Source organism: Desulfitobacterium elongatum (genome assembly GCF_055378975.1).
The window spans coordinates 819,022-832,382 of record NZ_AP038772.1 but is presented as its reverse complement, the minus strand read 5'-3'; the positions used below and the strand labels follow the sequence as shown (position 1 = coordinate 832,382).

General features: G+C 46.2%; 14 protein-coding genes. All 14 read right to left on the bottom strand.

Translation table 11 applies throughout. The features are described from left to right. Positions 1–1,014 (bottom strand): 4-hydroxy-2-oxovalerate aldolase, encoded by a 1,014-nt coding sequence (gene dmpG, locus ACZ42W_RS03765; protein ID WP_464168644.1) that lies wholly within the window; start codon positions 1,012–1,014, stop codon positions 1–3. Between the two features lie 5 nt (positions 1,015–1,019). Beyond that, complete coding sequence (locus tag ACZ42W_RS03760; protein WP_464168642.1) at positions 1,020–1,889, bottom strand: acetaldehyde dehydrogenase (acetylating); 870 nt, start codon at positions 1,887–1,889, stop codon at positions 1,020–1,022. Positions 1,890–1,917: 28 nt separating this feature from the next. Further along, positions 1,918–2,691, bottom strand: a complete 774-nt coding sequence (locus ACZ42W_RS03755; RefSeq protein WP_464168640.1) for a 2-keto-4-pentenoate hydratase — start codon at positions 2,689–2,691, stop codon at positions 1,918–1,920. 26 nt (positions 2,692–2,717) lie between these two features. Next, a complete protein-coding gene (locus ACZ42W_RS03750; protein ID WP_464168638.1) occupies positions 2,718–3,623 on the bottom strand; it encodes a molybdopterin-binding protein in 906 nt (301 codons plus the stop codon). A gap of 485 nt (positions 3,624–4,108) precedes the next feature. After that, entirely contained in the window at positions 4,109–4,567 is a 459-nt protein-coding gene (locus ACZ42W_RS03745) for a YbaK/EbsC family protein (protein ID WP_464168636.1), read from the bottom strand. A 141-nt stretch (positions 4,568–4,708) separates the two neighbouring features. After that, a complete protein-coding gene (locus ACZ42W_RS03740) occupies positions 4,709–5,161 on the bottom strand; it encodes a GatB/YqeY domain-containing protein (protein WP_464168634.1) in 453 nt (150 codons plus the stop codon). 14 nt (positions 5,162–5,175) lie between these two features. Beyond that, positions 5,176–5,352: a 30S ribosomal protein S21 gene (gene rpsU / locus ACZ42W_RS03735; protein ID WP_464168632.1), complete on the bottom strand. Its 177-nt coding sequence runs from the start codon at positions 5,350–5,352 to the stop codon at positions 5,176–5,178. A gap of 75 nt (positions 5,353–5,427) precedes the next feature. Further along, a complete protein-coding gene (locus ACZ42W_RS03730; protein WP_464168630.1) occupies positions 5,428–5,772 on the bottom strand; it encodes a histidine triad nucleotide-binding protein in 345 nt (114 codons plus the stop codon). Between the two features lie 108 nt (positions 5,773–5,880). After that, positions 5,881–7,185, bottom strand: a complete 1,305-nt coding sequence (gene mtaB, locus ACZ42W_RS03725; RefSeq protein ID WP_464170853.1) for a tRNA (N(6)-L-threonylcarbamoyladenosine(37)-C(2))-methylthiotransferase MtaB — start codon at positions 7,183–7,185, stop codon at positions 5,881–5,883. A 605-nt stretch (positions 7,186–7,790) separates the two neighbouring features. Next, a complete protein-coding gene (locus ACZ42W_RS03720) occupies positions 7,791–8,528 on the bottom strand; it encodes an RsmE family RNA methyltransferase (protein ID WP_464168628.1) in 738 nt (245 codons plus the stop codon). A gap of 1 nt (position 8,529) precedes the next feature. After that, the gene (prmA, locus tag ACZ42W_RS03715) at positions 8,530–9,456 is read right to left on the bottom strand and encodes a 50S ribosomal protein L11 methyltransferase (RefSeq protein ID WP_464168626.1); all 927 of its coding nucleotides are present in this window, start codon (positions 9,454–9,456) and stop codon (positions 8,530–8,532) included. 91 nt (positions 9,457–9,547) lie between these two features. Beyond that, entirely contained in the window at positions 9,548–10,672 is a 1,125-nt protein-coding gene (gene dnaJ, locus ACZ42W_RS03710; RefSeq protein WP_464168624.1) for a molecular chaperone DnaJ, read from the bottom strand. 184 nt (positions 10,673–10,856) lie between these two features. Next, on the bottom strand, positions 10,857–12,701 hold the full coding sequence (gene dnaK, locus ACZ42W_RS03705) for a molecular chaperone DnaK (protein WP_464168622.1): 1,845 nt from the start codon (positions 12,699–12,701) through the stop codon (positions 10,857–10,859). 26 nt (positions 12,702–12,727) lie between these two features. Continuing rightward, complete coding sequence (gene grpE, locus ACZ42W_RS03700) at positions 12,728–13,357, bottom strand: nucleotide exchange factor GrpE (RefSeq protein ID WP_464168620.1); 630 nt, start codon at positions 13,355–13,357, stop codon at positions 12,728–12,730. Between the last annotated feature and the right edge of the window lie 4 nt (positions 13,358–13,361).

The following is a 13,361-nucleotide window of genomic DNA, read 5'->3' as shown; positions in this document are numbered from 1 at the left end:
TTATTTTTTATTCTTCTGAGATAATTCAAACGCCACATCGATGATCATGTCTTCCTGTCCGCCTACCATCCTCCGTTTACCCAGTTCCACAAGAATATCCCTGGGGTTCAGTTGGAATTTTTCAGCGGCTCTATAGGTGTGGAGTAAAAAGCTAGAGTAGACACCTGCATACCCCAACATTAAAGAAGCAGTGTTAATAACCTGTGGACGATGCATTATCGGCTCTACAATTTCCTCTGCTACGTCCATGATGCCGTTTAGGTTAACCCCTGTGTCATATCCTAGACGGTCCAGTACCGCACATAACACCTCATTCTGTGTATTTCCAGCACCCGCACCTAAGCCCCGACAAGTGGCATCAATGTAGGTAGCGCCTTCTTCTACAGCAGCAATTGAATTCGCAACAGACAGACCCAAATTGTTATGAGAGTGGAAGCCAATCGGAATATCAACAGCTTTTTTGAGCGCACTGACTCTGGCTCGGACATCATCCGTCAACATATAACCCGCGGAATCCGCAAGGTTAATATAATCAGCGCCGCAGTCCACAAAAATTTTAGCTTGCTCAACAATCTTTTCCGGTGATGCCATATGGGACATCATCAGGAACCCTACCGTCATCATCCCGATACTCTTGGCATATTTGATATGCTGAATCGCGATATCTGCTTCGGTAACATGAGTGGCGACACGCACAGCCTGCGCGCCATTTTCCTTCGCTTCCTGCAAATCTTCAATCGTTCCAATTCCAGGAAGTAGCAAAACTGTCAGCTTTGCATTCTTAACCACCTTGCTGGCAGCCTTAATCAGTTCTATTTCATTGGTTTTTGAGAAACCATAGTTTACGGAAGAACCGGTGATACCGTCTCCATGACTCACTTCTATCAGGCTGACGCCAACCTTATCCAATCCTTCTGCGACTGCGGTTACTTGATCTACCGTAAAACTATGACTGACTGCGTGACTCCCATCTCGAAGCGTCGTATCAACAATATTGATTTTTCTTCTTTCCATTGCAGTTACCCCTCCTTTTTCAACAGATTCTCTGCTACTTTTTCGGCAACGGCGACCGCTGCCTGATTGATGATATCAAGGTTCCCGGAATACATCGGTAAAAAGTCGCCGGCACCCTGAACCTGCACAATTACGGTAACTTTGTTTCCATCTACTACAGGGGGAACACGAAGCTTATAACCCGGGACATAGGCTTGAACTTGCTTAACAATGTCATTAACTGATTCAATGATTTTTTTCTCATCCGGATTCTTTACTATAGAATAAATGGTATTGGTCATCATTATGGGCGGTTCGGCGGGGTTTAAAACAATGATTGCTTTTGCTTTGTCCGCACCACCAACAATTTCAAGTGCCTTCTTGGTCGTCTGAGTGAACTCGTCAATGTTTGCACGGGTTCCTGGGCCTGCGCTCTTAGATGAAAGGGCCGCCACAATTTCGGTATACTCTGAATCCGCCACGCGGTTAATCGCATACGCAATCGGGATCGTAGCCTGTCCGCCGCAGGTTACCATGTTAAAGTTATCCACATGTGCCAGATTGTCTAGATTGACACAGGGAACAACATAGGGTCCTACTGCAGCAGGAGTCATATCCATAACTATTTTGCCTGCAGCTTTCAATATGGGTGCATTATATAAATGCGCTTTTGCACTTGTCGCATCAAATACAATCTTGATATCGGGGTCTGCGGCCACAGCGTTAACACCTTCTAGCGAAGTCTTAAAGCCCAGCCCTTCTGCCCTTTTAATCCCCTCAGATTCCACGATACCGGTCATTAAGTGCATTTGCAGATGTTTGCTTTTCATAACCTTATACATCAAGTCAGACCCGATGTTTCCGGGGCCGATGATGCCAACTTTAATTTTCTCCATACCACTTTTCCTTTCTAGAATGTTAATGTTATTTAAATTTAACTGTTACACTTCCCATACCATGGAAAGTCACAGTAAAACTGTCATCTTTTGCAGCTGGAATTGCAGCGGTCACTGCACCCGCCATGACGATATTTCCCTCTTTGAGTTCAATATTAAATTCAGAAAGTTTATTTGCTAGCCAGGCAACCGCTGCCGCAGGATTTCCCCACACTTCCGCGCAAGTTCCGCTGTTAACCAGTTCCCCGTTCTTCTCTAACGTCATACCGGTTAAACGCATATCGACATTTCCAATCGGCGTCATTCGTCCACCTATAATAAACCGCGCACTGGAACCATTATCCGCAATGGTGTCGGCAAGTGTAATCTTCCAGTCCTTAATACGGCTGTCAACAATCTCAATTGCAGGAACTACCCAGTCGGTTGCATTATATACATCCGCAACTGTTACTCCGGGCCCGCGCAACGTTCTCTTAAGACAAAACGCCAGCTCTCCTTCAACCTTTGGCTGATTCAGTTCATCTATCGGGCAAAACCCGCCCTCCAGCACAAGCATTTTATCGGTCAGGTGACCATAATCGGGTTCATCCACATGTAATAGATTTTGCATTGCTTTGCTGGTCAGCCCTACCTTCATGCCGATTATTTTTTCCCCAGCGGCAACTTTTTTAGCAACATTCTCGAGTTGAATGGCGTAAGCATCCTTCACTGACATATCTGGATTGGAAGCGGTTGGCATAGCAATCTGATAGCATCCTTTTTCCGCATCAAATAATTCTTGAGCAATTTTTTTACAGTCCATTAGTCATTCTCCTTTTTCATCAAATCTTATTTTTTCCCATGATGTTCATGGTGGAAACCCTTTTTCATTAACTTTTCAGCAAGCACTGCAGCGATTTTTTGCGCAGTAACTTCTTTATCACAGTTGTTTTTCAAACATTCCATCAATACCCCCGCTGCGAGCCGGACTTCGTCGTTGGGGCCAGGGAAGGAAACCAACATGGAAGGACCCACTGTTCCGACTGCAATGCGCACGCCGTCCTTGACATGGCGTCCAGTCCCCTGTTGAAACTTGACGATATAAGGTGTTGCAGCCTGCGGATCGATACGCAGCATACTTTCCACAGTTTTGTCCTTATCCTCGGCACCTACACCACCGGTTGTAATGATCAGCCCGAACGCGCGTGAAATTGCATCGGAAAGCTTATATTCCATATCGTCCAAATCATCTTCCATAATTTCCCCGATAGTCACCTTATAGCCTTCTGCTTCAAGAAGTTGTTTTAAATAGGGAGTATTCGTGTCCTCTATCAAATTCTGCTTCAGTTCAAAGCCCGTCGGAAAGATGATCGCTCGTTTTGCAATGCGTTCTTTCATTTCATCCACCATTTGGTTGACTGTTCTGCTCATTTCAAGCGGATTTTCCCCTTCCAGACAGATTAAACCGAGAATCCCATTAGAATGTATAAAGGATTCCTCGGTGAGGTGTACACCTTCCAGCTTGGAAAGTGCGTCAAGCAGTACCCGCTCTTTACCTACAATATTTTCGGTGGGAATATCGTTTTCCATAATGTCGAGCGTAATATGGTCTGGTCGAACATCCACCACCAGCACCTTACTGCTTTCAATTCCCAGCACATCTGCTACCGTCTGCGCGAGCTGAGTCAAATTTACATGATCAAGTTTGATGTGGTTGACCCAAAGTTCTGTTTTTTCTAAAAGATTTAAACCCATCTGCAGAATCTCCTTTCTATTGAATCCCGTTCGACTTTCGCGCTTAAATTTTCAACTTCACCTTTTGAATATTACCTTCTTCATCTTCTGCAAATCACTAACATTCGTCATTACCGAATACCGTTCGGATAATATTATCTAAAAAATAGCGCTACTTAAACGCTACCCTGATATATCTATCAATCATAAATCGCACTCATATATTATACTTAATTGCGATAAAATATTCGATATTGCACGTCCGTTCTGCATTGCCGAACGGTATTCGGTTTTTTCACTTGTCTTTGTTGAATTATTCGCTATTAAACGAATTATTCCTGCTATTAGTAATATTTTTTTATTTAAATTTTATAAAAGATATGCAGGGCAACTCTATTGCTTCCACACGAAGTTATAGAATCGACCCTGCTTTTTTCTCTAGTATTCAACTACTCCAGCATTGTTTGCTTCCGTTGTATAAGGTATTGCTGCTACAAAGGGAGCTTTTACCCCTGAGTCACGTCCACCCAATCCGAAACCACAAGCTCCTCTAATTCATTTACTGCAAGCTCGACAGCTGCATTGGGGGCCCCAGCAGCAGGATAGATTTTAGTATACCTTTTTAGCGATTCATCCAAATAGACCGGGATATTTTCCTTTAAACCAAATGGGCAGACACCTCCGACGGGATGTCCTGTCACTTCAAGAACTTGATCTACTTCAGGCATTTTGGGTTTCGCTCTAAAAGTATCCTTAAACTTACGATTATCAAGTCTCTTATCACCAGCCATAAGTACCATAACGAAGCCATCCTGGACTTGAAGGAGAAGGGATTTTGCAATCTCTCCAGGGGTAACACCAAGTGCCTCCGCCGCCTTTGCAACGGTGCTCGTGTCTTCGAAGATTAAAATGGGGACTTCTTTTTCTTTAGCTCGAAAGAACTCTTTTACTGCTTGAACTGACATGACTTCCTCCATAACAATTTTTTGAAGTAGGAAGACGATTCTAGCTTTACAGCTTGATTCGATAATCTCGTCTTCACCCCATCAATGTTAACTAAAAAGCCTGGCTATTAGCCAGGCTTTCAGTTGATCTTACAAAACGAACTAAGATCCTAGAAGTTCACGCACAATCTGGTTAACCAGTTTACCATCAGCGCGTCCTTTAGTTTTCGGAGTAATCGAGCCCATAACTTTACCGAGATCTTTCGGTCCTTGCGCACCGACTGCGGTAATTGTTTCTTGGGCTAGCTGGCGAATTTCCCCTTCGGAAAGCTGCTGAGGAAGGTACTCCATGAGAATGGAGATTTCCCCTTCTAGGGCTTTCACGGTATCAGGGCGATTTGCCTTGGAAAACTCTTCCATCGAATCTCGACGCATCTTGACTTCGCGAGCTAGAACCTCAATCACTTGTTCATCACTGAACTCAGTTCTCTTGTCTATTTCGGCATTCTTAATGGCGGCCCGAGCCATTCGGATAACGGAAAGTCTAACCTTCCCCTCCTCTTTGGCCTTCATGGCTACCTTCATATCCTCAACGAGGCGATCTTTCAGGGACAATTCAGAGCAACTCCTTACTTGAACTTGCGTTTACGGGCAGCTTCAGATTTCTTCTTCCGCTTTACGCTAGGCTTCTCATAATGCTCATGCTTACGAGCCTCTGACATAACGCCTGCACGCTGACAAGTACGCTTGAACCGGCGGAGTGCGCTATCCAGGGATTCGTTTTTACCGACTTTAATTTCGCTCATTATCTTATCCCTCCCTCCACTGGATCATGACAGATATACTATTTGATTATAATGGATGAAGTTGGACACGTCAAGTTAATCGATTTTTGTTCCCAAAGTTTTACCACCTAAAACGTGGAAGTGCAAATGTTTGACAACTTGACCCCCATCTTCACCGATATTGGTAACCACACGGTAACCTGACTCGGAAACTCCAAAGTCTTGCGCGAGTTGACGAGCCACAATCAGAATGTGCCCAAGCAAACCTTCATCCTCTGGAGAGGCTTGTTGGAGACTTTCCATATGTTTCTTTGGAATGATTAAGAGATGAACAGGTGCTAGAGGATTGATGTCCTTGAAGACGAGTACTTGTGCATCCTCAAAGACAATTTCACTTGGAATTTCTTTGTTGATGATTTTACAGAAAATACAATCCGACATAAGAAACCTCCCTATATGTTCTTTATATGCAAAATTCGTTCTCGTGTTCGTTGTCCCTCACGATAAATTCCCCATCGCAACCCTGTATTTAGTTTCCAAGGAACCTATTCACTTCGCAAGATAGCTCTCATCAAGTACACATTGGACAAGCTCTCCGCTCTCCCATGGTTGTCCGTCAGACCTTGGAGGAAGATGCACTTGTATATAATTCCGAGTGTGACCTATCGCAATTCCTTCTGCATTCACCTGTTCTATTAGTACTTCTACAGTCTGTCCAAAAAATTTAGAAACATATTCCTCTTGGCTTTGCTTTGCGACCTCCATCAATGCCTTGACGCGCTGCTCCTTGATCTTGTTAGGAAGTTGATCTGGATAATTCGCGGCTGGAGTTCCCTTCCGCTTCGAATATGGGAAGACATGTGCCCCAGAAAAGCTACAGGACCGAATCACTTCGAGTGAGTTCTGAAAGTCCTCCTCCGTCTCCCCCGGGAACCCGACAATGACATCCGTGGTGATCGCAATACCCGGTAAGATACTATATAGTTTCTCGATCAATTCCTTGAATTCTGCTACAGAATACGGTCTTTTCATGCGATTCAAAATAGGATCGCTTCCACTCTGTAGAGGAATATGAAGATGAGGACAAACGGTGGGGTTCTCCATGATGACCTGGATTAATTCTGGTGTGAACTCCATCGGCTCAATCGAGCTTAATCTCAAGCGATGAAGTCCTTCAATATTCGCAAGCTCTTTAACAAGCCGAGCTAAATTCCATTCCTCACCCAGATCTTCTCCATACGCTCCCGTATGAATTCCTGTCAAGACAATCTCTTTATATCCTGCAGCGACGAGTTTCTCTGCTTCAGCAAGAGCATTGGCAGGAACTCTGCTTCGCACCGGTCCACGTGCATACGGTATGATACAGTACGTGCAAAATTTGTTGCACCCTTCCTGAATCTTTAGGGTTGCCCGTGTCCGGCTCTCTCCTTCCATCAGGGGAAGTTCCTCGAACTGAACCGCTTTCCAGATAGCATGGACACTGCTCTTGGGTTGTTTCTCCTGCTTAACCTGATCGATGAGTTCAAGAATCCGGCCCCGGTCTTGTGTCCCAAGAACGAGATCGACCCCTTCAATGTTTAAGACTTCTCCAGGTGCAGTCTGCGCGTAACACCCCATCACCACAACAAAAGCATCCGGATGCGTTTTCACCATCCGTCGAATGACTTGGCGCGACTTCGCATCCCCTGTATTGGTGACGGTACAGGTGTTCACGACAACGACGTCCGCTTCCTCCGAAGAAGCCACGACCTCATAGCCATTATTCCGAAAAAGTTGGCCTAAGGCTTCACTCTCGGTCTGGTTCACTTTACACCCAAGCGTGACGAAACAAACACTGGGGGTTCGCGGCTCCAGGTTATCGCCGCTTCGTCCGGCTAGGGACGTTTGATTCTGCTGCAGATCTTCTGTCAATTTGGCACCCCCGATTTGGAAGAAATAAGTGGTTTCTTTCAAGTGATATATCTCCAGGATTTTGTTTTACACCGTTCGCTCTGTAAGCTGCGCGGACCGAACTAAACGCTCGAGTACTCCGCGGAGACGGGTTCCCGGCCAAATCGCTCCTGCTCAATGGCCGGTTGGAAACGTCCTGTTTCCAACCCTTCTCCGCTGCGTGCTTTTCGCGAAGTTCGGTATCCTGCTCGCTTAGAAGGCGCTCACTAATGTAAAACAAAATCCTTGGGTATGGTCTTAAGAAAAAGCCATGGTAGTCTTTCATTGAAACCTTAAAGAGACCCGATAGAGTAGCTTCTCGCACAGGAGAGAACGATTTGTATGGAGGGGTGGTAAGGCAAACGAGGCTTTAGGTGGATAGTGGCGCCACTGGTTCACATGCAGAAAACAGAAGGGTTTGGCAGAGCTCCACCAAAAGCAAGTCTGCCAACCCTGGAGCACTAAGTGAACGATGTGCGAGAAGCTACACGACCCCAGAGCCCTTTCATCAGCTGAAGTGAAATGGAGGCTCAGCCAAGATCCCCATAATGCCCCAACACAAGCGTTAGCGCAGCCACAGCCGCGGTCTCTGCACGAAGTATCCGAGGCCCTAAAGAAACACTTTTTGCCTGAAGGTTCTCCTGAGCCCAAAGGACTTCAGAATCCTCAAAGCCACCCTCAGACCCGATAAGAATCGCAATAGGTACTGCTGGATCGAAATCCTGTAGAACCGTGTTCAACTTCTGAGTTTTTTCGTACTCATAGGGAATAAGCCATTGAGTGGACTCGGGCAACCTTTCCGTAAGGTCCTTCCAATCGGCTACCTGGAAGATTTCTGGTTCACGGACACGATGCGATTGCTTCGCAGCCTCCCCAGAGATCTTCTGCCAGCGCTCGACACGGTCTGTGGCTTTGCTCCCCTCGAGCTTCATCACAGAACGCTTGGTTCGAAGTGGAATTAAGCCCGCCATCCCAAGCTCGGTTCCCTTTTGAATTACCCATTCCATCTTCTCCCCTTTAGAAAGCCCTGCAACAACAAACACCTGAGTCCGAGCTTCCACTTGAGGAAAGCCTGCGTCTAAGATCCGGCAAGTTACACTTTTGTCTTCGATGTTCGTAATGACCCCCATGTATTCCGCTCCAGAGTTATCAAACCCAACGATATCATCTCCGAGAGAAAGCCTTAAAACCCGGACGAGATGTTCTCGTTCCGGGCCTCTAAGCCAAAAGGCGTTATTCCCAAGTTCAGTAATTTTAAAGCGATGCACTTCATTGCCACCTCGCGCGTAAAAGTACCCACCCCGAATTCTCTTTCTTTTCCACGACTTCTAAACCAGCTGCACGCATTCCGTCTTCGACATCTGCCGAACGGTGCTCGATAATCCCAGAGGCTAGGAATTCTCCATCTGCTTTAAGTATCCGATTTAAATCGGGTAGGAGAATAAGGATGACATCGGCGATAATATTGGCAACGACTAAATCAGCTTGTCCCTTGAGAACTGATCCTAAATCCCCTCGCTTTACACTCACGCGTTCGGTGAGTTGATTCAGGTCAATGTTTTCTTGAGCGACTTTAACAGCGACAGGGTCCAGATCAATGGCTTCTACTTGAGCGCCGAGTTTAGCAGCTGCCATCGCGAGAATTCCGGAGCCGGTTCCAAGATCGAAAACCGTCATTCCAGGCTTCACGAGGTCTTCCAACGTATCCAAACACAACGAGGTTGTAGCATGGGTCCCCGTTCCAAAGGCCATTCCTGGATCGAGTTCGAGTACGATATCTTCTGGAGCTGGAGTGACCTCTTCCCAGGTCGGCTTAATCAGGAAGTGTTTTCCGATTTGGATAGGTTTAAAATAGGCCTTCCAAGACGTTGCCCAATCCTCCTCCTGAACGGTCATTCCTTTGACTTGAACGACCCAATCGGGGAAGCGATCCAAAAGTTCCTTAATCTCTTCATCTAGACGATTGAGCCTCTCTTGAAGCTCGTTATCTTCGCTGAGATACCCTTTGACCACTGAGGTACCGGTTAGAGTAACCTCCCCAAAGTCATGATAATCCCAAGATCCGGATTCAACATAACTCCTAAGAAGCTCTGGATCTTCGATACTCACGCCAGGACATCCTAACTGATAAAAGAGATCGGCAACAGCTTCCTCGCCTGCCGATGATACGGTTACTGCTATTTCGCGCCAATCCATAAATTCCTGAACCCCTTTTTATTATCGACTCGCTAAAACCTCAAGCCAATATTTATTCCTAGGTTGCTCATCCGATGGGACGCATTCCATTTTAGCCCATGGCATCCCGGATGTTTTCTTTTACTTTTTCGAAGAAAGACTTTTTCCCCATTTGCTGTTGTTCGGTCGTAACCTCGCCGAACTCTCGCAGTAATTCCTTTTGCTTATCCGTAAGTTTAGTCGGAGTTGCGACAACAACTCGAACGTGTTGATCGCCCCGTCCATTCCCTCTCCGATAAGGTATTCCATGTCCTCTTAAACGAAAGACCGTAGCCGTCTGAGTCCCCTCGGGTATTTTCATCTTGACTTGACCATCCAATGTGGGGATATCGATCTCCGTCCCTAAGGCGGCCTGTACAAAGGTTATCGGGATTTCGCAATGGACGTCATTTCCTTCCCGTTCGAAAAACTTATGCGATTTCACACGGAGCACAACATACAGATCTCCAGCCGGGCCACCACGAAGCCCTGCTTCCCCTGTCCCACTGTAACGAAGATTCAAGCCATCTTCAGAGCCTGCAGGGACCGTAACTTTGACGGTCTTAATATTCCGAGTCATCCCTTTACCATTACAGGTTTTGCAAGGGGTGGTAATGATTTGCCCCTCTCCATTACAGGTTGGGCAGGTCCGCGAGGTCTGAATGGCTCCAAAAGGAGTACGTTGGGTCGCTTTCACCTGTCCTGTTCCTTGACACTGGGTACACTTCGTGGGATGTGTTCCCGGTGCTGCACCTGAGCCATGACATTCACTACATGTCTCATGACGAGGAACTTGGATCTCTTTCTCCGTTCCAAAGGCTGCTTCCTCGAAGGTAATCGTCATATCATAGCGGAGATCATTGCCTCGTGTGGGCCCATTCCGACGTTGACCACCGCCTCCACCGCCAAAGAACATATCGAAAATATCACCAAAGCCACCGAAATCTCCACCACCAAAGCCACCCGCTTGATTAGGGTCCATACCAGCGTGCCCTAATTGATCATAACGGGCGCGCTTATCCGCATCACTGAGTACATCATAAGCTTCGGTAGCCTCTTTGAATTTCTCTTCTGCTTCTTTATTTCCCGGGTTTACATCCGGATGGTACTGGCGGGCTAATTTCCGGTATGCTTGTTTAATTTCTTGATCGCTCGCTGTCTTGGCAACCTCGAGCACCTCATAATAATCGCGTTTCATGTTTTCCCTCCATCACTCCTGCTACACCATCCGAAGCTATCCATTTTCGTGTACTCACTGCACAGCTTCAATGAATCACAATCTAAAAAAGATAACTGACATGATGATGGGGCACAAGGGACAACATGTCCCCTGCACCCACTTGGTTTCTGTATATCCTGTTTAGCTTGTCACCTTGTTTGTATTACTTATTCTTGTTCACTTCAGTATATTCTGCATCAACGACATTGTCATCTGGATTTGATTGGGTACTAGCGCCACCGTCTGCTCCCATATCAGCTCCGGGTGCAGCACCGCCGGTTTGTTGATACATTTTTTCGATGAGAGGATAGAGAACCTTAGTGACGGCTTCGGATTTTGCATTAATTTCTTCGAGATTTTCTCCTGTTGCCACAGCTTTCAGTTCTTCAACTGCTTTCTTAATAGGTTCAGCTTCACTTTCAGAAACTTTGCCTTCGAAGTCCTTGAGAGTCTTCTCCGTTTGATAAACGAGAGAATCTGCTTGGTTCTTCGCATCGATGAGCTCTTTGCGTTTCTTATCTTCATCAGCATGAGCTTCAGCATCTTTCTTCATCTTCTCAATCTCATCTTTGCTCAAGCCAGTAGAAGCAGTAATAGTAACGTTTTGCTCATTACCAGTAGCCATATCCTTCGCAGAGACATGCACGATACCGTTGGCATCAATATCAAATTTAACTTCGATTTGTGGGATACCGCGAGGTGCTGGTGGAATCCCTGTGAGTTGGAAGCGGCCGAGGGTTTTATTATAGGCTGACATCTCGCGCTCCCCTTGGAGAACGTGAATGTCAACAGAGGTTTGGCTATCAGCGGCCGTAGAGAACACTTGGCTCTTGGTTGTTGGAACTGTGGTATTACGATCAATGATCCGAGTGAATACTCCACCCAAGGTCTCGATTCCAAGGGATAGTGGGGTAACATCCACGAGGATGATATCTTTCACTTCTCCAGCCAAAACGCCCCCTTGAATTGCTGCTCCCAGGGCAACGACTTCATCTGGGTTAACCCCTTTATGAGGCTCTTTTCCACTCAATTTGCGAATAGCTTCATGAACAGCCGGAATCCGGGTTGATCCTCCGACGAGGATAACTTGATTAATTTCGCTCCAGCTCAACTTCGCATCCGCCAGTGCTTGACGGGTAGGTCCAACCGTAGCCTCCACGAGATCTGCTGTCAACTCATCGAACTTCGCGCGGGAGATATTCATATCCATGTGAGCCGGTCCTTCAGCGGTCATCGTAATAAACGGCAGGTTCACATTTGAACTACTAACACCCGAAAGTTCAATCTTAGCTTTTTCAGCGGCTTCTTTCAGACGTTGAACGGCCACACGATCTTTAGAAAGATCGACACCTTGGGCTTTTTTGAATTCTGCGACCATGTAGTCAATGAGGCGTTGGTCAAAGTCGTCACCACCGAGGTTATTGTTTCCACTCGTTGCCTTAACTTCAACCATTCCTTGGCTCAGTTCGAGAACAGAAACGTCAAACGTACCGCCTCCTAAGTCGAAGACGAGAACGGTTTGGTCTTCTTGCTTATCGAGTCCATAGGCTAGTGCTGCAGCAGTTGGCTCGTTGATAATCCTCTTCACTTCCAAGCCAGCGATAGTTCCAGCATCTTTGGTTGCTTGGCGCTGAGCATCAGAGAAGTAAGCCGGTACAGTAATGACCGCTTCTGTAACCGATTGTCCAAGATAAGCCTCCGCATCAGCTTTCAACTTTTGAAGAATCATAGCTGAAATCTCTTGTGGAGAGTAGCTTTTATCATCAATCTTAACTTTATAATCTGTACCCATGTGACGTTTGATGGAGCTAATCGTTTTGTCCGGATTAGAAACCGCTTGGCGCTTGGCAACTTGGCCTGCAAGACGTTCCCCGGTTTTCGAAAAGCCAACGACAGAAGGAGTCGTCCGATTCCCTTCAGCATTCGTGATGACGACTGCTTCGCCACCTTCCATAACTGCCACGCAGGAGTTCGTGGTTCCTAAGTCAATACCAATTACTTTACCCATAATAAATTCTTCCTCCTTATTTACACCTAGCAGGAAACTTTAACCATGCTAGGGCGCAATACTTTTTCTTTTAGATAATATCCTTTTTGAAGCTCTTCCACGACGGTATTTTCCGGATATTCTTCCGAATCGACCTGGAGAACTGCCTCATGTAAATTGGGATCAAACATTTGTCCGACCGCTTCAATCGCAGTCAAGCCTTCTTTTTCAAGGGTGTTTTGCATCTGTTTGAAGATCATCTCTACCCCTTGAGAAAAAGCGTTAAAATCCTGGTTGGCTCTCGTTGAATTAATGGCGCGCTCAAAGTTATCAAGAATCGGAAGCATGGCTTCAACAATTCGCTCTGCAGCATACTTAACCGTCTCTTCTTTTTCCTTTTGTGTACGCTTACGATAATTATCAAAATCTGCCTGTAAACGTTGAAGATGCGTAAAATACTCGTTCGCTTGATCCTTGCTTTGCTTTAGCTCCGCTTCAAGGGTGAGGACCTTTTCTTCTAAGGAAATCTCTTGGACATTCTCGAGAACCTCTTCTCCCCCATCGCTCACTTCACCGCCTGCAATATTTTCCTCAGTGTAATCGTTTTCGAGAATTGTGTCTTCGCTTTTCATAGTGTCCTTGCCCGATCTTGGGGTTTTCTCTCCCCGATTGAACATTAGT

Coding starts and splice junctions, on each gene's coding strand:
- ACZ42W_RS03755 (WP_464168640.1), bottom strand. CDS start 2,691: ATGGACTGTAAAAAAATTGCTCAAGAATTATTTGATGCGGAAAAAGGA.
- ACZ42W_RS03730 (WP_464168630.1), bottom strand. CDS start 5,772: ATGTCGGATTGTATTTTCTGTAAAATCATCAACAAAGAAATTCCAAGT.
- grpE (WP_464168620.1), bottom strand. CDS start 13,357: ATGTTCAATCGGGGAGAGAAAACCCCAAGATCGGGCAAGGACACTATG.
- prmA (WP_464168626.1), bottom strand. CDS start 9,456: ATGGATTGGCGCGAAATAGCAGTAACCGTATCATCGGCAGGCGAGGAA.
- ACZ42W_RS03750 (WP_464168638.1), bottom strand. CDS start 3,623: ATGGGTTTAAATCTTTTAGAAAAAACAGAACTTTGGGTCAACCACATC.
- ACZ42W_RS03760 (WP_464168642.1), bottom strand. CDS start 1,889: ATGGAGAAAATTAAAGTTGGCATCATCGGCCCCGGAAACATCGGGTCT.
- dnaK (WP_464168622.1), bottom strand. CDS start 12,701: ATGGGTAAAGTAATTGGTATTGACTTAGGAACCACGAACTCCTGCGTG.
- dmpG (WP_464168644.1), bottom strand. CDS start 1,014: ATGGAAAGAAGAAAAATCAATATTGTTGATACGACGCTTCGAGATGGG.
- dnaJ (WP_464168624.1), bottom strand. CDS start 10,672: ATGAAACGCGATTATTATGAGGTGCTCGAGGTTGCCAAGACAGCGAGC.
- rpsU (WP_464168632.1), bottom strand. CDS start 5,352: ATGAGCGAAATTAAAGTCGGTAAAAACGAATCCCTGGATAGCGCACTC.
- ACZ42W_RS03745 (WP_464168636.1), bottom strand. CDS start 4,567: ATGTCAGTTCAAGCAGTAAAAGAGTTCTTTCGAGCTAAAGAAAAAGAA.